This is a genomic window from Bacteroides cellulosilyticus, from assembly GCF_020091405.1.
In the GTDB taxonomy this organism is placed as follows: domain Bacteria; phylum Bacteroidota; class Bacteroidia; order Bacteroidales; family Bacteroidaceae; genus Bacteroides.
The window spans coordinates 428,714-453,657 of record NZ_CP081903.1 but is presented as its reverse complement, the minus strand read 5'-3'; the positions used below and the strand labels follow the sequence as shown (position 1 = coordinate 453,657).

Below are 24,944 nucleotides of genomic sequence, written 5' to 3'. Positions count from 1 at the left end.
AGTTATAAATCGGGCGGTTTTTTACGTTTTATCAGTGAAATGCAAACAAAAAGTAGGTTAGTATGAATATAATATTTATTTTTGCTTAGGTAACAGAAAAAAAGGATTAGATGAAACGCTACGGGTGGTTATTGGTATGCTGCTTGTTCCTGTCCATAGGTATGCTATGGGCTGCGGATGAGCCGGATTTACGTATGCTTCAACAAAAGGCTGCCCAAAGCAGAGATATGGAGGGCTATGTCGGAGTTTGTAAATATCTCTACCAAACGGAAGAAAATCCTGAATTACTCCTTTTATATGCAGATTCTATTCATCAGTTGGCTACGAAAAGCAAGAAGCCGGAACAACTCGTAGAATATTATATTTGGGCAAGTGAGGGAAACTTCATCAAGGGAGATTTCCAACAGGGATATGCCTTAAAGCGGAAAGCTATTGCTCTGGCTGAAAAAGCGGGGTTGAAATTTGCAATAAGCCAGTCTTGTTGTGATATGGGGTATTATTGTAATGTGGATGCTCGTTATGATTCTGCACGTTACTATTTTCGTAAAGGGTTGGAAGCCGGAGAGGATTTATCGGAGGCAGGAGAGGCATGCCGTACCATGTTGACAAATTATGCCAGCTCGTTTCTTTTTGAAGGGAAGACGGATTCTGCTCTAGTTTATACTATTCGTGCCAGCGAGCGTTCTGCTGCTGATAAGGATACAGCCATGTTAATTGAAAATTTGAATCAGTTAGGTACTATCTATCGTCGGAAAAAGGATTTAGAGAATTGCATTGCCAACTTTGAACAGGCACTCCATTTATGCGAGTTACGTGGAAATCATAATGCAGTTGCTTTTATATATGGAAATATAGCAACGGCTTATTGTGATTGGAATCGTCCGGGAGATGCGATTCCTTTTTCTGAGAAAGCCGTGGAATATGCTTTGAAGACAGGTAATAAGCGAAGGATAGGTACATGTTATGTCAATTTGGGAGCTATTCAGACCCGATTGGTGCAAATGCGTGCGGAGGGAATTGCTACATTATTGAAAGCCATACCTATTCTGGAAGAAGTGAATGACAGACGACTATTGTGCGATGCTTATAATTATTTGGTGAACGCCTATCGGATGGATGGAAATTTGAACCAGGCAATGTATTATTTGCAAAAGCTTGATAAGCTGGCACATGAAATGCAAACTGATGCGGAACGGTTCCGATATTATCAGGCGAAGGCGGGTTTATTGCAAGAGAGTGAAAATTATACGGAAGCCATTGTTTATTATCGGAGAATAATCGATATGCTCCGAAGTGGCTACAAGGACACCCGTGATTATGAGCATTATAAGCGGTTGGCAGATTGCTATCTGGCTGTGAACAACTCATCTCAGGCCTATGAGTTTCTGACTCAGGCCTATGCGCTGCGTGATTCAGCCTTTCATACTGAACAGACCGAACAGCTATCTGAGTATTCAGTAAAATATCAGACGAAAGAGAAAGAACTGGAGATCGTTACTTTGAGGCGGGAACAGTTGGAGCAGGAGACGTATATGTTGCGTCACCGTATCATTGTAGGATCAGTAATTTCACTGTTGGGAATTCTATTATTAGGTTCTCTCTATGCACGTCAACGCCAAAGGGCAAGGATCGCTGTGTTGGCTAATGCCGCTAATGAGAAAGAACGTGAGTTTCTGGAACTTCAGAAAGAGACTGAGCAGCGCCTGACACGAAAATACATTGATGGTTTGGAGAGTGAGCGTGAACGTATGGCGACAGAATTACACGATGATGTGTGTAACAGTTTGCTTGCGCTTGAAATGAATATTCGTACTATTTCCGGTGAGGAAAGTTCGGATTTGAGTGAACAGTTGGGACTATTGAGTAATACCCGCGAAAGGTTGAGAACTCTTTCGCATGAGTTGATGCCACCCGCCTTCCAGTATGCTACGCTCGACGAGATGTTGGGAGACTATGTGCTGCATTTGGCATTACCGGAGGGTATGTATGCGGAGTATCACTCTACAGAAAATGTCGACTGGAATATAATTCCTAAAGTTGTTGGATTTGAATGTTATCGTATTGTTCAGGAAGCAGTGAGCAATGCAGTGAAATATGCCAGCTCTGCCCGTATACAGGTGGAGTTAGCACTGGAAAACAAGAACCTTTCCATACTTGTTACAGACGACGGAAAAGGGTTTGATATGAGCAAGAAAACCAAAGGTATTGGCTTGCATACCATCTGGCAACGGGCTGAAACGATTGGTGCTAAAGTTGAACTGACTTCTGCTCCGGGTGAAGGAACCCGGCTGAGAGTAAATGTAATAATCTAATCGAGCAATGGAAAAGAATGTGAAAGCGGAATTATTGGTAGTGGATGACCATAGCCTGATTTTAGAAGGTATTTGCAAAATTGTGAATAAGATACCGGAAGTAACAGTGGCGGATGCAGTGACTTCCGGAAAGCAGGCTATAAAGTTGATTGAAGAGCGTGATTATGATGTATATATTCTGGATATCAGTATCCCCGATATTTCAGGTTTTGAATTGATAGCCAAAATTCGTGAGTTGAATGACCAGGCGAGGATTGTCGTAAATACGATGCATGAGGAGGTATGGATGGTGAACCGATTAGTGCAATGCGGAGTAAATGCGGTTATTCTGAAATCTTCGGCTCATGCAGAACTGGTGGCAGCTATTCGCAGTGTGCTGAGGGGAGAGAGCTATACTTGTTCTCGTTTTGCTTCTATATTGCAGAAGTTAAATTCTTCATCATCAAGTTTACAACCAAAAGATGCTCCGACACGGCGCGAACGCGATGTTCTGGAAGCTGTAGCCAAAGGAATGAATACACATGAGATTGCTGCGTTATTAAAAATTTCAGAAAATACTGTAGAAACATTTCGCAAGAGGCTTATTAGTAAATTTGGGGCGAAAAATGCAATAGATATGGTGGTCAAGGCTGTTTCACAAGGATGGATAAAGCTAGATTGATTTACAGAAAATTCAATAAGTAACGGTTTTCCGTGATTTTTTATTAATATATTTTGGTTATCTTTGTTGCGTAATTGAAATTGTTCTTCATGTTTTCTCATGAAGATATAGGGACAATCAAAGTATGTCGTGAGGATATATGTCAATTCTATTAACTGGTTTTATGAGAAAAAAGCGTCCGGAGGGATCTCCGGACGCTTCTATTGTTCGCCCAGCATGGATATATTCTAATGGGTGCAAGTCCCTTACACACCCTGATAGTGGGAAGTGTTTAGCCAACGCCAAGGGTGTCCATCGTGAGGTGGAATCCAAAGGAAGGTCTCGGCAAACATCTGGCCTGACGAACAGAAACCGGATAAAAGGCTAAAGGATGTGGGTAAGTCTGCAATGCAAGACAAAGCCCGATAACTATCCGGAAACATCCAAAGTAAATCCGGCAGGTATAAGATGGAAAGAATATATTCTTAACTGGGGAGGTCTCACAGACGTGCGGATGTATTTTTTTTTCAGAGGCACGGAGTAAAGCTTGTTGTGAGAAGTCAGCAGAAGACATAGTACCCGGAAAAAAAATCGACAGTCGGGGAAGGTCTGAACTTTATTTAAGCGAGTAGTCAATGAATGTTACCCGATGAAGGAACGAATGCAGAAAATATCAACATTGAGTGATAACTACCGGCAGAAGGATAGGACGGAATCCGAAAGCTATGTCGGAGTGCAGACTTTTATTGGGATAACTGAAAACCACCTCGTGGAAGTGCAATTTACCAAAGATGATTTATTAGAGCGCATCTTGTCACCTGCGAACATGAACCGTGCTTACAAACAGGTTGTGTCCAATGGCGGCAGTGGAGGTGTCGATAAGATGGAAACGGAAGATTTACTTCCTTACCTTAAATTCCATAAGGATGAGTTGATAAACTCTTTGCTTGACGGTATCTACCGTCCCAATCCTGTTCGCCGGGTTGAAATTCCCAAAGATGGAGGTAAGAAGCGTCAATTAGGTATTCCCACCGTTGTTGACCGTCTTATTCAACAATCCATCAGCCAGGTGCTTAGTCCACTTTACGAACGTCACTTCAGTGACAACAGTTTTGGTTTCCGGCCTAAACGGAGTGCTCACCAGGCCTTGCAGCGTGCCCAATCATATATCAGTGACGGTTACAGATACTGTGTTGATTTGGACTTGGAAAGGTTCTTCGATACGGTCAACCATAGCAAGCTGATAGAGATTTTGTCTCGCACAGTGAAGGATGGTCGTGTTATCTCCCTCATCCATAAATACCTTATCTCTGGTGTAATGGTGGGTGGACATTACGAAAGCCGTGCTCATGGCACCGTCCAAGGTGGTCCTTTGAGTCCGTTGCTGAGCAACATCATGCTCCATGAATTGGACATTGAGTTGGCATCTCGTGGTCACAAGTTTGTTCGTTATGCTGATGACTGCATGATTTTCTGTAAGAGTAAACGTTCTGTGTTACGTGTAAAGGAGAGTATAACTACTTTTCTTGAGAGGCACCTTTTCTTAAAGGTTAATGTAGATAAGACTAGCGTTGGTTATATTCGCGGAATGAAGTTTTTGGGATACTCATTTTATGTTCATAAAGGAGAGTGTCGCCTATCTGTCCATCCTAAAAGCTATCTTAAATTGAAAACTCGGTTGAAAGAGTTGACAGGAAGAAGTAATGGTATGGGCTATGATAAACGCAAGGTGGAACTTCGTCTGTTTATACGAGGGTGGATAGACTACTTTCAGTTAGCAGATATGCAGAGTTATTTGAAACGAATAGACGAATGGCTTCGCCGTAGAATACGGATGTGCATCTGGAAATGTTGGAAGAAGATTAGAACGAAGTTTGTAAACTTGCAGAAGTGTGGTATCAGTAGGTTTTATGCTTGGCAACATGCCAATACTCGATTGGGATATTGGAGTGTAGCCGGTAGTCGCATACTTACCTCTGCAATGAACAATGACAAATTGAAACTATCGGGATACCCTACCTTGATGGAGTATTACAGTAAATTGCATCGCAGATAAAGAACCGCCACGTGCCGAACGGCATGCGTGGTGGTGTGAGAGGTCGGAAAACGAAAGTAGGAAGAAAACTACTCCGTTTTCCTCCTACTCGATTATGACAGATGGATGAGATTAAGCGGCTTATCCTTCTATGTTTTGTACCTCCAATTCCTTTACCTTACGGAAGAGATCGGATGCAAAGATGAAGTCATTCAATTTCTTGTTGCTAGAGGTAAAGATATCATCCTTACTGCCTTCCCATTCTTTATATCCGTCGTAGATATAGATAATTTTCTCACCTATTCCCATGACGGAGTTCATATCATGAGTATTGATGAGGGTGGTCATATTATACTCATGCGTGATGTCGTGTACCAGTTCGTCAATGACGAGCGATGTCTTTGGGTCCAGACCAGAGTTTGGTTCATCGCAGAACAGGTATTGAGGATTCAGGGCAATGGCACGGGCAATGGCGACGCGCTTTTGCATACCGCCACTGATCTCTCCCGGAAATTTGTCCTTTGCTTCTGCCAGGTTCACGCGGTCCAGGCAGAACATAGCACGGCGGGTACGGTCGCGGAATGTATCGTTACTGAACATGTTTAATGGAAACATCACATTATCCAACACAGTCATGGAATCGAACAATGCTGCACTCTGGAAAATCATTCCCATTTCCCGGCGCAATGCTTTCTTTTCCTTCTTGCCCATGGCAAGGAAGTTTCGGTTATCGTATAATAATTCACCACGTTCCGGCGTCAGTAGTCCGACGATGCATTTCATCAGTACCGTTTTTCCTGAACCACTTTGTCCGATGATAAGATTCGTTTTTCCGTTCTCAAAAGTGGCGTTGATATCCTTCAATACATCCCTGTCTTCAAATGATTTCCAAAGTCCTTTCAGTTCAATCATCCCATTAAGAGTTTAGTTAATATTAAGTCGGCAAATAAGATAAGCACGCTGCTGCATACTACAGAGTCCGTAGAGGCTTTGCCAACCTCTATGGAACCGCCTTCGACGGTATAACCGAAGAAGGCCGATACACTGGCGATGATAAAAGCGAAGAACAATGATTTGATGATACCACACCAAATGAACCATTCCACAAACATGTATTGTAAACCGTATTCCAGGTCCACCGCCGACATGATGCCACCGAACCAACATGTGGCAAAGGCTCCGATGATACCGGCAAAGATACTGAACGTCACCAGGAAAGGGATAGTGGTGACCATGGCAAAAATTTTGGGTAGTATCAGGTAATTGGCTGAATTGACTCCCATGATCTCCAGTGCGTCGATCTGTTGTGTCACTCGCATGGTTCCCAGCTCTGAAGCGATATTGGAACCTACTTTTCCCGCTAATATCAGACACATGATGGAGGAAGAGAATTCCAATAACATGATTTCACGCGTCACATAGCCTACCGTCCAACGCGGCATAAACGGGCTTTCGATATTCAGCTTGATTTGTATGGTGATAACAGCGCCGATAAAGAACGAAATCAGCAACACAATGCCGATAGAGTTCACACCGAGTTGCCCCATTTCGTTAATGTATTGGCGGAAGAACATACGCATACGCTCTGGTCGGGCAAAAGTACGCCCCATCAACATGATGTATCTTCCGACAGTTTTAAGTGCTTTTATCATGACTCTTAACTATTTTGTCTGCAAATATAGCCCATTTTCAGCTGATAATTGCTACATTTGCCGCAAAATGTGTGAGTGACAAGCTTGTCACTTGTGGTTTTGACAGTTTGTAACTGAAAGAATATGGAAGAAAGTAAAATGGTGCTTCGCACCGAAGACTTGGTGAAAAAGTACGGTAAACGTACAGTAGTGAGCCACGTCTCCATAGATGTGAAGCAGGGAGAGATTGTAGGTTTGCTGGGACCGAACGGTGCCGGTAAAACGACTTCATTCTATATGACCGTTGGATTGATTACGCCGAATGAGGGACGTATCTTTCTGGATGATCTGGATATTACGAAATATCCGGTGTACAAGCGTGCGCAAACCGGAATCGGATATCTGGCACAGGAAGCATCCGTATTCCGCCAGATGAGTGTGGAAGATAACATTGCTTCGGTACTTGAAATGACAGATAAGCCTTTGGAATATCAGAAAGAAAAGCTGGAAAGTCTGATTGCGGAGTTTCGTTTGCAGAAAGTGCGTAAGAATAAGGGTAATCAACTTTCGGGTGGTGAGCGCCGCCGTACGGAGATTGCTCGCTGTCTTGCTATTGATCCTAAGTTTATCATGCTCGATGAACCTTTTGCAGGAGTTGACCCGATTGCGGTAGAGGATATTCAGCAGATTGTGTGGAAGCTGAAAGATAAAAATATTGGTATTCTGATTACTGACCATAACGTGCAGGAAACATTAAGTATTACTGACCGTGCTTATTTGTTGTTTGAAGGTAAAATCTTGTTCCAGGGAACACCGGAAGAATTAGCAGAAAATAAAATTGTGCGTGAAAAATACCTGAGTAATAGCTTTGTGCTGCGTCGCAAAGACTTTATGAAATAGTGATTAGTGATTAGCGCAACATTAATCATTTATTCCTAATCACTAAAAACAAAGTCCGCCTGCTCTCTTTCTGAAAGGGAGCAGGCGGACTTGTTTTTTTCTCCTGTATAATTAGTATTTCGGAGGTCTTGCTTCTTTCACTACCATGTTACGGCCAAAATATTCGGCTCCATCGAGTTCTTCAATAGCTTTAGCTGCAGCTGCTGCATCTTCCATTTCTACAAATGCGATACCTCTGAAACGACCGGTTTCGCGATCTTTAATAAATTTGACTGCGGTTACAGCACCGTAATCTTCCATGACCTTTTGGAGGTCTGATTCCCTAACTTTGTAGTTAAGGTTTCCTACGTAAATGTTCATAATGAAAATGTAAAATAAATAAATGAATAAAACTCTCTTGGAAGGGTAACTATAATAAAAGGATCACAACAACAGAGAGTTTACAAAAGCGTTTCATGAAAAACGGAAGTAAAAACCATGTACTGAAAATCTAAGAACTAATGTATTACCATTCCGCAACAAAGAAACATAATTATTTCGGATTTTCCATATTTTCTTTCTGTTTTTTTTTGCTTTTTCTTCCGATTCTGAAGCTAAATGCCTTATATAATTACGATCTGTAGCTTATGGAGAATAATCATAATTATATTTTCATTAAACAATACAGAGAGTATGATTTAGTGATAACTAATCTCTCCTTTTGTTATAAAGAAATAATTCAGCAATGTTTTTTTGATAATTGAAAGAATAACGCTAATTTTGCACCCTCATTTGAGATTGGAACAAAGTATAAATCAAATAAATAATTGTCAGAATGAACGTTTCATTACAAAACATTGACAAAGTAAGCGCTCTGCTTACTGTGAAGCTTGAGAAAGCCGATTATCAGGAAAAAGTTGATAAATCATTGAAAAATCTTCGTCAGAAAGCTCAGGTTCCGGGGTTCCGTCCGGGAATGGTTCCGATGAGTCTGGTGAAGAAAATGTATGGTAAATCTGTTATTGCTGAAGAAGTAAACAAGGCACTTTCAGAAGCTGTATATAAGTATATTCAAGATAATAATGTATCTATTCTCGGCGAACCGCTGCCAAATGAAGATAAGCAACCGGATATCGACTTCGATACTATGGAAGAATTCGAATTCCTTTTCGATATTGCTCTGGCACCTGAATTCAAAGCTGAAGTAAGCACTAAAGATAAAGTTGACTATTATTTGATTGACGTTACTGAAGATATGGTAAACAATCAGGTGAAGGCTTACACCCAACGTAATGGTAAGTACGAACAAGTGGACGTTTACGAAGATAACGATATGCTGAAGGGATTGCTGGCTGAATTGGATGAAAACGGCAATACCAAAGAAGGTGGCATTCAGGTAGAAGCTGCTGTAATGATGCCGTCTTACATGAAGAACGATGAGCAAAAAGCTATCTTTGCCAATGCAAAAGTAAATGATGTACTCGTATTCAATCCTTATACTGCATGGGATGGTAATGCAGCTGAACTGTCTTCTTTGTTGAAGATCGATAAAGAAGAAGCCGCTGAGATGAAATCTAACTTCAGCTATCAGGTAGAAGAAGTGACTCGTTTTGTAGCCGGTGAACTGACTCAGGAAATTTTCGATCAGGTATGTGGTAAAGATGTTGTGAAGACTGAAGAAGAATTCCGTGCTAAAGTAAAAGAAGTAATTGCTAATCAGTTTGTTGCAGACACTGATTATAAATTTCTGATCGACGCTCGTAAGATGTTGATGGAGAAAGTTGGCAAGTTGGAATTCCCGGATGCATTGCTAAAACGCATCATGCGCATGAACAACCAGGACAAAGACGAGAAATTTGTAGAAGACAACTATGATAAGAGTATCGAAGAACTGACATGGCACCTGATCAAGGAACAGTTGGTGAAAGCTAACGATATCAAGGTTGAACAGGAAGATGTAGTCAATATGGCTAAGGAAGCTACCCGTGCACAGTTCGCACAATATGGTATGATGAGTGTTCCTGAAGATCTTCTGGAAAACTATGCAAAAGAAATGCTGAAGAAGAAAGAAAGCGTTGAAGGTTTGGTAAACCGTGTTGTTGAAACTAAATTGGCTTCTGCTTTGAAGTCTCAGGTGACGCTGGAAAACAAAACAATTTCTGCAGAAGAATTCAATAAGATGTTTGAATAAGCTTTTTTATTCTGAAAACAGTTTAAAAACATTAAGAAACACAGAGTCTTATATCATATAACTCTGTGTTTTTTTGTGTCTCTGTGTTCTTTTTTGTTTCTTTGCATTTCAATTTACTAAACCTAAAAAAGAAAGTAATATGGATGATTTTAGAAAATACGCTACCAAGCATTTAGGTATGAATAGCTTGGTGTTGGACGATGTGATTAAATCACAAGCCGGGTATTTAAATCCTTATATCCTGGAAGAACGTCAACTCAATGTAACCCAGTTGGACGTTTTCTCCCGCTTGATGATGGATCGTATCATTTTCCTTGGTACACAGGTTGACGATTATACCGCTAATACTTTACAGGCGCAGTTACTGTATCTGGATTCGGTAGAACCGGGTAAAGATATCTCTATTTATATTAATTCACCGGGTGGTTCCGTATATGCGGGATTGGGTATCTATGATACAATGCAGTTTATCACGAGCGATGTGGCTACTATCTGTACAGGTATGGCAGCAAGTATGGCTGCAGTGTTGCTGGTGGCAGGTGCAGAAGGCAAGCGTTCGGCGCTGACTCACTCTCGTGTAATGATACATCAGCCAATGGGTGGTGCACAGGGACAGGCTTCGGATATTGAAATCACGGCACGTGAAATTCAGAAGCTGAAAAAGGAACTGTATACTATTATTGCTGACCACTCTCATACTCCTTTCGATAAAGTTTGGGCAGACTCTGACCGTGACTACTGGATGACGGCACAGGAAGCCAAAGAGTATGGCATGGTAGATGAAGTGTTGATTAAAAAATAAATATGGCAGACTCAAAAAGAAACAAAAATAGGTGTAGTTTCTGTGGGCGTACGGAAGATGAAGTCGGATTTCTGATTACGGGAATGAACGGCTACATTTGTGATAGTTGTGCCACTCAGGCCTATGAGATCACTCAGGAGGCGCTGGGTGGAGTAAAAAGGAGTGGCGCTGCAACGAAACTGAACCTGAGAGAACTTCCGAAACCTTTAGAAATAAAAGAATTCCTTGATCAATACGTCATTGGACAGGATGATGCAAAACGCTTCCTTTCCGTGTCGGTATACAATCACTATAAACGCCTGTTGCAAAAAGACGGCGGTGATGATGTGGAAATTGAAAAGTCTAATATCATCATGGTAGGTAGTACCGGAACGGGAAAGACACTGCTTGCACGTACCATTGCTAAATTGCTTCACGTACCTTTTACTATTGTAGATGCTACGGTGCTTACCGAGGCTGGATACGTGGGCGAAGACATTGAAAGTATTTTGACCCGCCTGCTTCAGGTGGCAGATTACAATGTTCCCGAAGCTGAGCAGGGCATTGTGTTCATTGATGAAATTGATAAGATCGCCCGTAAGGGAGATAATCCTTCCATTACACGTGATGTAAGCGGAGAGGGTGTTCAACAAGGTTTACTGAAATTGTTGGAAGGTTCTGTTGTGAACGTTCCGCCTCAGGGAGGACGCAAGCATCCTGATCAGAAGATGATTCCGGTGAACACAAAGAACATTCTTTTTATTTGCGGTGGAGCATTCGATGGCATTGAGAAGAAAATTGCCCAGCGTCTGAACACACATGTGGTGGGTTATAGTGCAGTGCGTAACACTGCGGTAATTGATAAAAGCAATATGATGCAATATATTGCTCCTCAGGATTTAAAGTCATTCGGTCTGATACCTGAAATCATCGGTCGTCTGCCGGTGCTGACTTATTTGAATCCGTTGGATCGTGCCGCTTTGCGCTCTATTCTGACTGAACCTAAGAATTCCATTATCAAACAATATGTTAAACTGTTTGAGATGGACAATGTGGAACTGACATTCGAAGCTACTGTCTTTGAGTACATCGTAGATAAAGCTGTGGAATACAAGTTGGGAGCTCGTGGATTGCGATCCATTGTGGAAACCATCATGATGGATGCTATGTTCGAAATCCCGTCCGAACACAAGGATCACTTTGAAGTGACGTTGGATTATGCTAAACACCAGCTTGAAAAAGCAAACATTGCAAAACTGCAAACTGCTTAAAATCAAATGGTAAGGGTACACGAAACTGACTATTTTGTTTTTTATTGAAAAATATTCATTGGATTATGCTTGAAATTTAAGAAGTTGTTTATAACTTTGTTAGAGTTCTTACAAAAAGAATAGCTAACCGAGATGTTAAACAATCACTCAAAAAACAACCTAATGAATCATGGCAGGGAAGAAGATTAATTTGACAGACCAGCTGAAGAAGTACTTCGGATTTGACACATTTAAAGGAAATCAGGAGGCTATCATACAAAATCTGTTGGCAGGTAACGATACATTCGTGCTGATGCCTACAGGTGGAGGAAAATCACTATGCTACCAGTTACCGTCATTAATGATGGAAGGTACGGGTATTGTGATTTCTCCGTTGATTGCCCTAATGAAGAACCAAGTCGATGCGATGCGTAACTTCAGTGAAGAAGATGGTATTGCCCATTTTATCAACTCTTCTCTTAATAAAGGTGCGATAGATCAGGTGAAGTCTGACATCCTCAGCGGTAAGACAAAGTTACTGTATGTAGCTCCCGAATCGCTGACGAAAGAGGAAAATGTAGAGTTTCTGAAGACAGTGAAGATTTCCTTCTATGCTGTAGACGAGGCCCACTGTATCTCTGAATGGGGACATGACTTCCGCCCGGAATATCGCCGTATCCGCCCTATTATCAATGAAATCGGAAAAGCTCCGGTGATTGCTCTGACTGCGACTGCGACCCCTAAAGTGCAACATGATATCCAGAAGAATCTGGGTATGATTGATGCCGAAGTGTTCAAGTCGTCGTTCAATCGTCCGAACCTCTATTATGAGGTACGTCCCAAGACCAATAACATAGATAGAGATATCATCAAGTTCATCAAGAATAATTCGGAAAAGTCGGGCATTATTTATTGCCTGAGTCGGAAAAAGGTAGAGGAACTTGCTGAGATTCTACAGGCGAATGGTATTAATGCCCGCGCATACCATGCAGGAATGGATTCTGCAACACGCACGCAAAATCAAGACGACTTCTTGATGGAGAAAATAGATGTGATTGTAGCTACCATTGCTTTTGGTATGGGTATTGACAAGCCTGATGTGCGCTATGTTATTCATTATGATATCCCGAAAAGTCTGGAAGGATATTATCAGGAAACAGGACGTGCCGGAAGAGATGGAGGCGAAGGACAGTGTATTACCTTTTATACCAATAAAGACTTGCAGAAACTTGAAAAGTTCATGCAAGGTAAACCTGTGGCAGAGCAGGAAATCGGTAAACAGCTTCTGCTGGAAACCGCTGCTTATGCCGAATCTTCCGTATGCCGCCGAAAAACGCTGTTGCATTACTTCGGTGAAGAGTATATGGAAGAGAACTGTGGAAATTGTGACAACTGTTTAAACCCGAAAAAACAAGTGGAGGCTCAAGAATTATTGTGTACCGTGATAGAGGCTATTCTCGCGGTGAAAGAAAATTTTAAGGCAGATTATATCATCGACATTATACAAGGACGTGAAACTACCGAAGTGCAGGCGCATCTGCATGAAGACCTGGAAGCTTTCGGCTCCGGCATGGGAGAAGAAGACAGAACATGGAATGCTGTCATCCGTCAGGCACTCATTGCTGGTTACTTGAGTAAAGATGTGGAAAATTACGGTTTGCTGAAAGTAACGGATGAAGGAAAGAAGTTCCTGAAACATCCTAAATCGTTCAAGATAACCGAAGATAATGATTTCGAAGAAGTGGAAGAAGAAGCTCCGGCAAGGGGCGGTGGTTCTTGCGCTGTTGATCCGGCTCTTTATTCCATGCTGAAGGATTTGCGTAAGAAGCTTTCCAAGAAACTGGAAGTACCGCCTTATGTAATTTTCCAGGATCCTTCATTGGAAGCCATGGCAACCATTTATCCGGTGACACTGGATGAATTGCAAAACATTCCCGGGGTAGGTGCAGGTAAGGCTAAACGCTACGGTGAGGAGTTTTGCAAGCTGATAAAACGTCACTGTGAAGAGAATGAAATCGAACGCCCTGAAGACTTACGTGTTCGTACGGTTGCTAATAAATCCAAGATGAAAGTGGCTATTATTCAGGCTGTAGACCGTAAGGTGGCATTGGATGATATCGCACTTTCCAAAGGCATTGAGTTTGGTGATTTATTGGACGAAATCGAGGCAATCGTTTATTCTGGTACGAAGTTGAATATTGATTACTTCCTGGATGAGATTATGGACGAAGACCACATGTTGGATATCTATGATTATTTCAAGGAATCTACTACTGACAAGATAGATGACGCACTTGATGAACTGGGTGATGATTTCACGGAAGAAGAAGTAAGGTTGGTTCGCATTAAGTTTATTTCTGAGATGGCGAATTAAAGATAGGAATGCATTTTTGTTAAAACCGGGCTTATGTTTCATGAGTCCGGTTTTTAAGTTATATATTTGTCTGGTTAATAAATAAGTAACTACATGACAAGGAGATGATAATGAGATATATAGGATCTTTCATATTGCTACTTTGCTTTTTATGCTTGCGAGCCAATGCTCAAGGTCTTGAATTTAATACTTATGAATCTGAAACTATACAAAAGACAAGCTATTCTGTTTTTGATGAAAATCCTTTGACCTTTAAAGGTCATTTCTCTATATCTTATGATTTGGCTATTCAGGATTATGGGTCTTTCGGTTATATATTCCGATTAAAAGATCTGAAGCGTGAAAATGCAGATATTTATAGTTTTGTTTTCTCTTATGACAATGACGAACGGAGTTATCTGAAATTTAATATTGAGGCAAAAGAATGTCTTATTGTAGATACTCTATGTAATAAAAAACTTGGCCCTCGGCGTTGGATACCCATAGAAATCTCCTTTTTTTTAAAAGAAGATTCTGTATGCCTTACTATTGATAAGCGACAATATCAATCAGGAAAATTAGGCTTATCCGGAGAATTGACTCCTACCATCATGTTCGGAAGTAGTAAGTTTTCTGAAGAAATACCTTCTTTTGCAATCCGGAATTTAGTAATCTCTGACATGAATCAACAAATCAATTTTCCTCTGAATGAAAGTTCCGGTATTCTTGTTCATGATAAACAAGGAAAGATCAGGGGAAAAGCAATTAACCCAATCTGGTTAATAAATAAATCCTATTATTGGAATTTGCTTCATTCGCAGGCTTCTGAGAGTACGGCGGGGTATAATTATGATTCCAATTCTGGCAATTTTGTCTATTTTAACAGCGATTCTTTATATACTTTGGATATCCGCCGTAATATTTGGGAAGGGTATAAGCATCAATCCCTGCCGATGAAGATGTATTTGGGAACAAACTTTTTCTATCCGGATTCTCATTCTGTTTATATCTATGAAGTGGATAATCATGCAGATGTTTGCACCATTTGTGCTTTGAATGTACTTACAGGAGAAGTGGAAAAGGTTGATGATAAATTTTTGCCTTCACAGCGACACCACCATTCTTCTTATCTGGATACTATTCATAATAAGTTCTATATTTTTGGAGGTTTTGGCTCACGCAAATATACCAATACATTGGAAGTATATGATTTGGACCAAAAGTCATGGAATACTATTAAATTGAAAGGTGATTTTGTAGCCCCTCGTTTTTTCTCTTCTATGGGAGCATTGAATGCTAATGAGTTGCTTTTGTTTGGTGGCACTGGGAATAGTAGTGGGGATCAGAGTATCGGGAAAATATACTATTATGATCTCTATAAGATAAATCTGAAAGATTCAACCGTGCAGAAAGTGAGGGACTTCTCTTATGATGGAACTCAGATTGTTCCGGTAAGAAACCTTCTTTTATCTGATGATGGAGCTTCTTTCTATACGTTGTGTTATCCTATGCAGGAAGCTTCTTCCCATTTGCAGCTTTATAAGTTCTCGTTGCAGAATGATTCCTATGAAGTATTAGGTAATTCTATTCCTATGGAGTCGAAGGCTATTTTATCTAATGCAAATCTTTATTATAATAAAGAAACAAAGGAGTTTTATTGTTGTACGCAAGAATTTAATGAACGTGGCGGAGAATCTTCTGTTACACGTTTTTATTCATTGTCGGCACCTGCCATTGCAGAGAACGCATTGTTTTTATATGCTGTTGAAGAAGGACTTTCTTTGCGTGCTGTTATTTTTGTAATGGTTGTTGTACTGGTATTGATTGTTGGCATTACGTATTACTTGAAAAGGAAGAAAGAGAAACAACCGATACCTAAAGTCACACCTATTCGTGAAACTTGCACTCAGGTTGAAAATAGAAAGTCACCACAGGCAAATGCTTTGTATCTGTTTGGGGAATTCACTATAATAGATAAAAAAGGAAAAGATATCACTCATTTGTTTAGTTCCAAGATAAAGCAACTGTTCTTACTTACTTTTCTGAATGGTTTAGGTAATAAGGAAGGTATTACCTCGAATTATATTTATGGGTTGTTATGGCCAGAAAAAGAATTGAGTAGTGCCAAAAATCTGAAGGGCGTTACAATAAATCGATTAAGAAAAATACTGGATGATCTAGAAGGTATTGAATTGGTGTATACTAATAGTCGTTATTCTATCCAATTGTCGGAGGCTTTCTATTGCGATTATCAACAATATCTTGAACAAATGAATAAAATCCGGCAAAGTGATGCATCTCAGGAAGTCAGCCAATCACTGATCGGAATTTTGTCGCGAGGGAAATTTTTAAAGTCTATTGACGACTCTATGTTTGATTCCTTTAAGAGCGAACAAGAATATGAATTGCATGAGATGTTGACGATTGAGTTGAATAATCTATATATGAAAGCTGCGTATGAGCAGGTTGTTCAATTGGCTGAAATCTGGCTGAGAGTAGATTCTTTGAATGATATGGCTTTGTGGTATATGCTGAATGCCTGCCATAAGCTGAAGAAGGAAGATCAGGCAATGAAGAAATATTATCTGTATATTGCAGAATATAATAAAAGTATGGGTAATAACTATTCATATTCTTACTCTGATATCATACACAATGACTTAAGGACAAGTTTTCAATAATCAGAAAAAAAGGACTGTTTCCTATTTATAAGTCTCTATATTTAGAGGTAATCTTTTTATGTCTGTAACTTTATGCCATAGAGCATAGATTTTCTTAAATTAATCGGGTAATTAATAAAATACCTCTCAAAATTAACCCTCGATTAACCCCAATGTAACCGCTATTGTAATCTATCAGCATCTATTTTTGCACTCGAACGCTAACGAAAGCAGAAGTAGATTCATAACTTCTATTATTAATCTTAAAAAACACATGTATGAGTAAAAGAACCTTTGTCTCTTTAGCCTTTTGTCTTGCAGGAATATTTGCACTGCACGGGCAAGAAGAAAATCAGAACAATTATGGTGTCGATGAAGCCAATACCAAGTTCGGTCTTCAAAGTGGAGTTTTAGGTGGAGAAACCAACTATACTTACCTTTCATTAAAAGATCATGAAGACGTAAGCGGAGTGCCCTTGGGGGGTATTGGAGTAGGCAATATAAATTTCGCTCCAAGTGGCAAATTCACCAGGATAGGAATGAATAATATTCATACTCCTATTAAACGTTCGGAGCATTCATTCTTCTCTTTATGGACGCGGAAGGGAAATGAAAAAGAAGCTGTTCGTCTGGTTAGGGATAGTCATGTTTTGTATGGAATGAAAGGAATAGAACATATTCAATATAAAGGATTATTTCCTACAGCAGAATTAAGTTATGCGGATAATAATTTGAAAGTAACCCCTGTAATTCGTGCCTATTCAGGATTGGTGCCGCACAATGTGAAAGATTCCTCTTTGCCGGTAGTATGGTTTGAGGTTGATCTCATATCTCAGGAGGACATGGAAGCTGCATTAGCGTTTTCTTGGGAAGATTTTATCGGATTGTTTAATGATCCGAAGAGCTTGGAAGGTTTTGACAATGGCCAGCTATTGAGTGAAGGTAGAGCTAATATAAATAATGGAGAGAACTGGCCGTTGCGTGAGAAGGCTAAAACCTATGTAGAACCTTATCAGATGGGAAGCCTGAAAGGGTTGATACAATATGCTGCAGATAGCTTGCAACCTCGTAAATTGACTTTTCAGAACTATGTGAATCAAGTGGTGATTGCAGTGGAAGAAGAAAAGAATGTATCTTATCTTCCAGCTTATCGTTCGAATTCTGAAGCATGGGATCAGTTTAGAAATAATGGAGAATTCACTTCTTCACTAACTAAAAATGTACTGACGGAGCAATCTCAAACTTCTTCTGCTTCTGCACTGGCTGTTAAGACACAGTTGAAAGCAGGTCAAAAGAAAACAATTCGTTTTATGTTGGCATGGTATGCTCCTGAACTGCAGATTGATGCGGAAGCCCTTCCTATTGGTAGCTACTGGCCTTGTGGGGCTGACTACAATAAATACTATCATAATTATTTTAATAGTATGAATTCTCTGGTGAGCTATGCTGTATCCAATAGGACAAGAATTGCCCGACAGACTACGGAGTGGCAGATCCCGGTTCTTGAGAGTAGCCTTCCTGACTGGTATAAGTTTAAGCTTATTAATAGTGGATATGTCATTTATACCAATATGGTGCTTACTAAAGGAGGTGATGTTATGGTTAATGAGGGAGCCATGGGCGGCTTTGCCGGAACAATGGATCAACGTTTGAGTTCACATCCTTTTTACCAGAAATTTTTCACTCAACTGGATCGTTCGGAGATGGATATTTTTGCAGATGCAATGGATCCGGAAGGTTATATACTTCATTTCATCGGACATTACTATGTAGGTATGGGTACCGTAGGTGGCCGTGTGCCAACGGAAAAGGGTTGGATGTTGGACAATGCTTCCGGCTGGATCATACAACTTGTTAAAGACTATGAGCAGACTGGTGATGCAGAGTACTTGAAAGCGCATCTTACGGGAGTTAAAAGAGCCATGAAATTCTTATATAGTCGTATGCCCCAAGGCAGTACAATACCTGTAGGCCCTACTACGTACGATGATTTTACTCATCCCCCTTTGTATTCTTACTATGCAGGTGTATGGCTGGCTACACTCAAGGCTTACGAAGCTATAGGAAAAGCTATTGGAGATGAAAGCATTGTGAAACAGGCGCAACAACAGTTTGCTACCTCTCAGAAAGAGGCTCTTGAGAAGTTGTGGAACGGACGTTTTTTTGCCTACGGCTGTGAACCGGATGGTTCCAAAAGACTGGATAATGTATTGTTTACGGGACAGTTGGCAGGCCAGTTCCTGAGCCGTTACTGTGGATGGGGAGATGTGTATCCTATGGATATAGTGAAGGCATCTATGATGTCTCAATGCAAGATTTCTCTTTCCAAGTCTCCTGATTATTACGCTAATAAAGTGTGGGATATCAATCTGAACCGGGGCATTGATAATAGGGGATCACAATGCTGGCCCTTCTATCTGGAAAGCTATACTGCTTTGGCCGGTATGCAGGCCGGATTTTATGAAGATGCTATGGACATTATGAAACACATTCAATTAGTACATCTGCGTAAAGGCTGGACATGGACTCAAAATTTGTGGAACCCCAGTGACATTACTTATATGACAGCTCCGGTAACTTGGTTCTCTACAGATGTATTGGCTGGTGCAGGCGTTAACATTCCCCGAAAAGAATTGCGTTTGGCTCCTGTAGTGGCCGATGATAAAGTAATCAGCATCCCTCTGTTTTATCCTAACTTTTGGGGAGTAGTAACTGCTGATCCTCAGAAGAAATCCATCACTTTCAAAATAACGAAGAAATATGGTAAAGAGCGGATCAGTTTCAATAAAGTGATATCGGAACCTGCAGGACTTTCCACTTCCGAAAAGAGAGAAATCGAAATTAAAGAGTTTGTGGTGGAAGAGGGAAAAACGTTGGATCTGAGTCCGTATTGGGATCGTATTATTGACAATCGTCTGGAAGCCCCGGTACTTCCGGAGGCAGATAAACATGACTTTCGTTACGTAACAATAAAATAAGAATGTTAACCCTTAAAAGAAAATGCCTATGTTGAAAGAAAAGATTAAATGACCCCAGGAATGTATCCACAGAAAAAAGTTGGAAACGTAACATTTAGAAATCTTTTATGTAATTGTAAAGTTAAAAATCTTTTTTTATATGATAAAACACATGAATCATTTAGCACGCACCTTGTTGGGATGCATCATGTTACTCTGTACCACAATGGTATATGCGCAACATGCACAGTTTAAAGGACAGGTGATAGACCAGGAAGGGAATCCGCTGGTTGGTGCAACAGTTGTAGTGAAAGGAGCCAATAATAAGAATGCCGTGGCAGATATGTCGGGTGAATTTGTACTACAAAATCTTGAGAAGAACGCTGTTCTTCAGATATCCTATATTGGTTTTCAGACTCAGGAAGTCAGAATAGGAGCCGAAAACTCAGTAAGAGTGGTGTTAAAGGAAGATGAAGCCGTTTTGGGCGAAATTGTAGTTGTGGGATATGGCACTCAGAAGAAACAGACACTGACTGGAGCTATTTCTACTCTTAGTGGTGACAAAGTGCTGACGACCAAAAGCACAAGTGTGGCTCAGAGCTTGCAGGGAAAGATTGCCGGTGTACAGATCCGTCAACAGGACGGTCAACCAGGTTCGTTCAGTTCTATGGTACAAATTCGTGGCTTTGGTAGTCCGCTGTATGTAATCGATGGCGTTGTCCGCGATAGTGGTGACGGTGGTTCTGAATTTCAGCGCTTGAATCCGGAAGATATTGAAAATATTTCTGTACTCAAAGATGGTGCTGCGGCAATCTATGGTATGAATGCAGCTAATGGAGTCGTGATTATTACCACTAAAAAAGGAAGAAAAGGTAAAGCCCGTTTTAATTACAACGGTTCATTCACTGCTATTTTCCCCACTTCCATGATGAAGGTTATGAATGCTGCCCAATATGCGGAGATTTCCAATGAATTGTCAATGAATGCAGGTACTGGTCCTACTACCACTCCTGAAGAACTTGCTAAATGGAAGGCCGGTGGTCCCGGCTATGAAAGTACTGACTGGTTGGATGCCGTATTTAAAAAAAGTGCAGGTAGCCAGCAACATACTCTTTCTGTCGAAGGTGGTAGTGATAAGATGACCTATTACGCCAGTTTTGGCTATGCTCACGATGGCGACTTGACACGAGGAGGCGATTTCAACTACGAAAGATATACTATGCGTAGTAATTTTACAGCCCAGTTGTCTAAGTATCTCAAAGCGGAAGTTAATGTTTCCGGAAGATATGACGTGACGAATGCCCCTATCCAAGGAGTCTTTGACTTACTGTTCAAATCTACATTGATGAGACCGACATCCGGAGTGTATGCCAATAACAATTCCGAATACTACAATGCAGCTTATCCTTTCCTGGACAATCCAGTGGCAGCAATGAATGGTGATCTTACCGGTATGAATACCAGTAGAGGACGTAGCTTACAGTCAACTGCCACATTGACCTATGATGTTCCTTGGGTAAAGGGATTGAAAGCTAAATTAATGACTTCGTATGATGCCAGTGATAACCGTACTTCGCATGAGAGAAAACTCTACCAATTGTACAGTTATAATTCGCAGAATGAATCGTATGATGTATCAAAGACAATTAATGACCCGAGCAGTTTGTATGTGAATATGAATAATGGTAATAATCTCAATATTCAGGCGCAATTGTCTTATAGTACTACTATTGCGCGCGACCATAACATTTCTTTGATGGCTATGTACGAAATGAATCATGGCTGGAATGATAATGTTTCTGCTACCCGCGAGTATGAGATTTACTCTAAACCTATTCTTGACTTAGGCTCTCAAACGAACATCCAGAATTCTGGCGGCTATGGAGAGACGGCAAACATCTCTTATCTGGGGCGTCTGAATTATGACTACCAAGGCAAATATCTGTTGGAAGGTGCTTTCCGTTATAATGGTTCTTATCGTTATGCTCCGGGGAGTCGTTGGGGATTTTTCCCGGTTGTCAGTGCAGGCTGGAGAATGTCCGAGGAATCCTTTATTAAGGATAATATACCGTTTGTCAGTAACTTGAAGATAAGAGCCAGTTATGGAGAAACCGGTATTGATGCCGGTAATGAATTCCAGTTCATAGAAGGCTTTACAATGGGATCAAAGGGGTATGAGTTCGTTGACGGTACACAAACCAATGGAGTACTGACTCCGGCACTTATCAATAAGAACCTGACCTGGATTACGACACGTACTTATGACCTTGGTGTGGATATAACCTTGTGGGACGGCTTGTTGGATTTCACATTTGATGTCTATCGTCGTGACAGAGATGGGCTGCTGGCTACCAGAGGCAGTCAACTGACCAATACATTCGGAGCTTCCCTGCCGGAAGAGAATCTGAATGCCGACCGTACCGAAGGTATTGAGTTTACCTTGGGGCACCGGAACAAGATCGGTCAGGTTTCATACGGTGTACAAGGAAACTTCAACTTTGCCCGCAGTAAGATGACCCGCCAGATACATGGTGAATACGAAAGTAGTTGGGATGTTTGGAAATCCGCTACCGAAGGGCGTTGGAGTGGTATCGGCTGGGGATATACAACAGCTGGGCAATTCCAGAACTATGATCAGATTTATAATGCGCCTGTGCAAAGCGGTGATAGAGGTAACACCATGATTCTTCCGGGAGACTATTACCTGCAAGATGTAAATGGTGATGGATACATCGATGGCAATGACATGAAGCCTAAATATTATGGATTGAATATGCCGGCTCTGAATTATGGCATCACTCTGACAGCTGAATGGAAATGGTTCGATTTCATGGCTTTATTCCAAGGAGCAGCCTGTTATTCTATCCAGATCCCCGACAACCTGCGCAATTATGCACCTTGGGAAGGTAATTCATCTGCTTATCTGTATGACAGATGGCATCGTGAAGATCCGTTTGATGCAAACAGCAACTGGATTCCGGGAAGATTCCCGGCAGCCCGTGTGGCCAACTACAATCCGATGGGGAACAATGCACAGGAGACAGACCGCAATACGGTGGATGGAAGCTATCTTCGTCTGAAGAGTCTTGAAGTCGGTTATACGTTACCTCAACGTTGGGCCAGTCATGTAGGCTTGCAAAACCTGCGTGTTTATGTAAATGCTTATAACATCTTCACATTCTGTGACTCTTATTTGAAGAAGGATTTGAAACTGGATCCGGAGAAAACAGCCGGTCAGGATAATCGTATGATGAATTATCCGTTATCGTCTTCTATCAACTTCGGTGTAAATGTTAGCTTCTAATATAAAAAACGTTAGATATGAAAAATATAAAATATTATTTGGTTATCGGTCTATCAGCTGTGTTTACGGCATGTACGGACTTGCTGGACATTGAGCCTAATAACAAGATCACTCCCAATGAGCTGTTTAATAACCCTAATGGGGCAAAAGCTTTTATGGCAACTATTTATCGCGATTTGCCTATTGAGGATTACATGTTTATGCCGGGTACCAGCGGAGAAGGAGGTTTCAATAATCCGACGGGGAATATCGGTTTATTATGGTATGCCAATATCTGTGAGGAAGCTGTACAAAGTCAGTGGGGTGAGCAATCACCGGGATACGTTATTCGTGCGGATTATTTTAATCATGGCTATGAAACGCTTCGTAATATCAATTTGCTGAAAAGCATCATCCCTACACTGGATATTTGTGACAGTGAAAAGAAAGAACTGGAAGGAGAGGCTGCTTTCATGACTGCTTATGTATATTTCTACCTGGCAGAAAAATTTGGTGGAGTACCGCTGATCAGGGAATTGCAGGAGTATGATCCGGCCAATCCGGGAGCTTTGGTGGTTCCACGCAGCACAGAGTATGAAACATGGGATTATGTAATGCAGCAATGTGATCTTGCAGCTGCGCAACTTCCCAAAGAGCGTTCGGACAGGCGGGCGACTAGATGGGCGGCATTGGCTTTAAAATCTCGTGCTGCTTTGTATGCTGCTTCTATTGCCAAATTCGGAGAACTGGCGCCGATGGAAGGAGAGGCTGTGACAAAAGGTTTAGCCGGAATGAAACCCGAAAATGCAGCCTATTTCTATCAACATTGCATTGATGCTTCCCTGGCCATTATGACAGAATCGAACCATAAACTGTATAAACCGAATCCTGCCAGTCCGAAGGAAGCGGAGGAGAACTATCGTAGTATCTTTGTTAATCCGAACCAAACAGACGGAGAGGCTATTTTTATTAAAGGTATTGTAAAAGAAGGATCTGAGTTTGCCAGTAGTTTAAATTACTTTATCGAGCCTTACCAGACACAGGGACAGGGTAAAATGTCTCCAGCTCTTAATTTGGTAGATGCTTATGAAGATTATACGGACCTGCCGGGTGTCCGTTCGGATGCAAAGGTCAAGACTCGTGTCAATGACAATTATTCCAATGCAGGTTTTGATACTGGCTATACTGATTATATCAAAGTAAATAAGGATACCCCTTATGATTTGTTTAATGGCATCGCTTATGGAGATGAGAAAAAAGCGAAGGATGCTCGTCTGTGGGCTTCCATCATACTTCCCGGTACCGAATGGAAAGGGACTAAGATTGTGATGCAAGGCGGTGTGATTCAACCGGATGGAACAGAACTGTATCGTGTTCCGACTACAGTGACCGGAAAAGACGGTAAGACTTACTATTCTTTAGGAGGTGAAAAGCATCAGGTGTCCGGTTTCTGGCCGGGAGACGGAACTCATTCCATGTCTGGTTTTCTCATGAGAAAGATGATCAGTGAAAGCATGCCGGCACAATATCATAAGACGACGTTGGATTATATCGTATTCCGCTATGCGGAAGTGTTGCTGAATTATGCAGAAGCAGTCTGCGAAAGCGGGTTGGGGGATAAGACTATTGCAGCAAAAGCGTTGAATGATATTCGTAAGAGAGCCGCACATACCAATGAAATAGAATTAACAAGAGAGAATGTGAGAAACGAACGCTTTGTAGAACTCGCTTTTGAGAACATCCGTATCTGGGATTTGCGTCGTTGGAGAGTGCTGCATACGTTGATGAATAATTTCTCTCATGACATTCTGGTGCCTATGCTTGATTTGCGTGATACGAATCCTTCCCTGATATTTGTGCGTAAAACCACTATGGGAGCAAGCCTGAATGGTCCCAATAGCTATTCAATCTCCGAATACTATGAAGATGTACCACGCAATGCCATTAACCAAATGATTCAGAATCCTTAACT

15 protein-coding genes are annotated in these 24,944 nt (G+C 41.1%); 12 read left to right on the top strand and 3 right to left on the bottom strand.

Going from position 1 to position 24,944, the window contains the following annotated elements:
• Window positions 1-110: 110 nt before the first annotated feature.
• The 3 genes from K6V21_RS01535 to ltrA all read left to right on the top strand — a co-directional run bounded on the left by K6V21_RS01535 (window position 111) and on the right by ltrA (window position 5,008).
• A complete protein-coding gene (locus tag K6V21_RS01535) occupies window positions 111-2,312 on the top strand; it encodes a tetratricopeptide repeat protein (protein WP_224320645.1) in 2,202 nt (733 codons plus the stop codon).
• 7 nt (window positions 2,313-2,319) lie between these two features.
• Entirely contained in the window at window positions 2,320-2,973 is a 654-nt protein-coding gene (locus K6V21_RS01530) for a response regulator transcription factor (RefSeq protein WP_224320644.1), read from the top strand.
• A gap of 628 nt (window positions 2,974-3,601) precedes the next feature.
• The gene (ltrA, locus tag K6V21_RS01525; protein WP_224320454.1) at window positions 3,602-5,008 is read left to right on the top strand and encodes a group II intron reverse transcriptase/maturase; all 1,407 of its coding nucleotides are present in this window, start codon (window positions 3,602-3,604) and stop codon (window positions 5,006-5,008) included.
• 120 nt (window positions 5,009-5,128) lie between these two features.
• Here ltrA and K6V21_RS01520 read toward each other — a convergent pair whose 3' ends face one another.
• Window positions 5,129-5,899: an ABC transporter ATP-binding protein gene (locus tag K6V21_RS01520; protein ID WP_007210209.1), complete on the bottom strand. Its 771-nt coding sequence runs from the start codon at window positions 5,897-5,899 to the stop codon at window positions 5,129-5,131.
• Window positions 5,896-6,639 carry an MlaE family ABC transporter permease gene (locus tag K6V21_RS01515; protein ID WP_007210210.1) on the bottom strand — a complete coding sequence of 248 codons (744 nt, stop codon included), beginning with the start codon at window positions 6,637-6,639 and terminating at the stop codon, window positions 5,896-5,898. Before K6V21_RS01515 ends, K6V21_RS01520 begins: the two co-directional genes overlap by 4 nt.
• A 123-nt stretch (window positions 6,640-6,762) precedes the next feature.
• Between K6V21_RS01515 and lptB the strand changes: the two genes are divergently transcribed.
• Window positions 6,763-7,518 (top strand): LPS export ABC transporter ATP-binding protein, encoded by a 756-nt coding sequence (gene lptB, locus K6V21_RS01510; protein WP_007218708.1) that lies wholly within the window; start codon window positions 6,763-6,765, stop codon window positions 7,516-7,518.
• Window positions 7,519-7,629: 111 nt separating this feature from the next.
• Here lptB and K6V21_RS01505 read toward each other — a convergent pair whose 3' ends face one another.
• Window positions 7,630-7,878 carry an RNA recognition motif domain-containing protein gene (locus K6V21_RS01505; RefSeq protein WP_007210212.1) on the bottom strand — a complete coding sequence of 83 codons (249 nt, stop codon included), beginning with the start codon at window positions 7,876-7,878 and terminating at the stop codon, window positions 7,630-7,632.
• A gap of 454 nt (window positions 7,879-8,332) precedes the next feature.
• On the opposite strand from K6V21_RS01505, the gene tig reads away from it, so the two are divergent.
• From tig to K6V21_RS01465, 8 genes are all read left to right on the top strand, one after another.
• A complete protein-coding gene (tig, locus tag K6V21_RS01500; protein ID WP_217716193.1) occupies window positions 8,333-9,688 on the top strand; it encodes a trigger factor in 1,356 nt (451 codons plus the stop codon).
• 139 nt (window positions 9,689-9,827) lie between these two features.
• Complete coding sequence (clpP, locus tag K6V21_RS01495) at window positions 9,828-10,490, top strand: ATP-dependent Clp endopeptidase proteolytic subunit ClpP (RefSeq protein ID WP_007210214.1); 663 nt, start codon at window positions 9,828-9,830, stop codon at window positions 10,488-10,490.
• A 2-nt stretch (window positions 10,491-10,492) separates the two neighbouring features.
• Window positions 10,493-11,740: an ATP-dependent Clp protease ATP-binding subunit ClpX gene (gene clpX, locus K6V21_RS01490; protein WP_224320643.1), complete on the top strand. Its 1,248-nt coding sequence runs from the start codon at window positions 10,493-10,495 to the stop codon at window positions 11,738-11,740.
• 169 nt (window positions 11,741-11,909) lie between these two features.
• The gene (gene recQ / locus K6V21_RS01485) at window positions 11,910-14,093 is read left to right on the top strand and encodes a DNA helicase RecQ (RefSeq protein ID WP_007210216.1); all 2,184 of its coding nucleotides are present in this window, start codon (window positions 11,910-11,912) and stop codon (window positions 14,091-14,093) included.
• 110 nt (window positions 14,094-14,203) lie between these two features.
• A complete protein-coding gene (locus K6V21_RS01480) occupies window positions 14,204-16,753 on the top strand; it encodes a kelch repeat-containing protein (RefSeq protein WP_224320642.1) in 2,550 nt (849 codons plus the stop codon).
• Between the two features lie 257 nt (window positions 16,754-17,010).
• Window positions 17,011-19,710 carry a GH116 family glycosyl-hydrolase gene (locus K6V21_RS01475; RefSeq protein ID WP_217716195.1) on the top strand — a complete coding sequence of 900 codons (2,700 nt, stop codon included), beginning with the start codon at window positions 17,011-17,013 and terminating at the stop codon, window positions 19,708-19,710.
• Window positions 19,711-19,861: 151 nt separating this feature from the next.
• The gene (locus K6V21_RS01470; protein WP_224320641.1) at window positions 19,862-22,993 is read left to right on the top strand and encodes a SusC/RagA family TonB-linked outer membrane protein; all 3,132 of its coding nucleotides are present in this window, start codon (window positions 19,862-19,864) and stop codon (window positions 22,991-22,993) included.
• A 17-nt stretch (window positions 22,994-23,010) separates the two neighbouring features.
• Entirely contained in the window at window positions 23,011-24,942 is a 1,932-nt protein-coding gene (locus K6V21_RS01465; RefSeq protein WP_224320640.1) for a RagB/SusD family nutrient uptake outer membrane protein, read from the top strand.
• The last annotated feature ends 2 nt before the right edge of the window (window positions 24,943-24,944 follow it).

Excerpts from the sequence above, each read along its gene's own strand:
- K6V21_RS01465 (WP_224320640.1), top strand. The coding sequence starts at position 23,011 with ATGAAAAATATAAAATATTATTTGGTTATCGGTCTATCAGCTGTGTTT.
- K6V21_RS01480 (WP_224320642.1), top strand. The coding sequence starts at position 14,204 with ATGAGATATATAGGATCTTTCATATTGCTACTTTGCTTTTTATGCTTG.
- K6V21_RS01470 (WP_224320641.1), top strand. The coding sequence starts at position 19,862 with ATGAATCATTTAGCACGCACCTTGTTGGGATGCATCATGTTACTCTGT.
- K6V21_RS01520 (WP_007210209.1), bottom strand. The coding sequence starts at position 5,899 with ATGATTGAACTGAAAGGACTTTGGAAATCATTTGAAGACAGGGATGTA.
- clpP (WP_007210214.1), top strand. The coding sequence starts at position 9,828 with ATGGATGATTTTAGAAAATACGCTACCAAGCATTTAGGTATGAATAGC.
- K6V21_RS01505 (WP_007210212.1), bottom strand. The coding sequence starts at position 7,878 with ATGAACATTTACGTAGGAAACCTTAACTACAAAGTTAGGGAATCAGAC.
- lptB (WP_007218708.1), top strand. The coding sequence starts at position 6,763 with ATGGAAGAAAGTAAAATGGTGCTTCGCACCGAAGACTTGGTGAAAAAG.
- recQ (WP_007210216.1), top strand. The coding sequence starts at position 11,910 with ATGGCAGGGAAGAAGATTAATTTGACAGACCAGCTGAAGAAGTACTTC.
- ltrA (WP_224320454.1), top strand. The coding sequence starts at position 3,602 with ATGAAGGAACGAATGCAGAAAATATCAACATTGAGTGATAACTACCGG.
- clpX (WP_224320643.1), top strand. The coding sequence starts at position 10,493 with ATGGCAGACTCAAAAAGAAACAAAAATAGGTGTAGTTTCTGTGGGCGT.
- K6V21_RS01515 (WP_007210210.1), bottom strand. The coding sequence starts at position 6,639 with ATGATAAAAGCACTTAAAACTGTCGGAAGATACATCATGTTGATGGGG.
- tig (WP_217716193.1), top strand. The coding sequence starts at position 8,333 with ATGAACGTTTCATTACAAAACATTGACAAAGTAAGCGCTCTGCTTACT.
- K6V21_RS01475 (WP_217716195.1), top strand. The coding sequence starts at position 17,011 with ATGAGTAAAAGAACCTTTGTCTCTTTAGCCTTTTGTCTTGCAGGAATA.
- K6V21_RS01535 (WP_224320645.1), top strand. The coding sequence starts at position 111 with ATGAAACGCTACGGGTGGTTATTGGTATGCTGCTTGTTCCTGTCCATA.
- K6V21_RS01530 (WP_224320644.1), top strand. The coding sequence starts at position 2,320 with ATGGAAAAGAATGTGAAAGCGGAATTATTGGTAGTGGATGACCATAGC.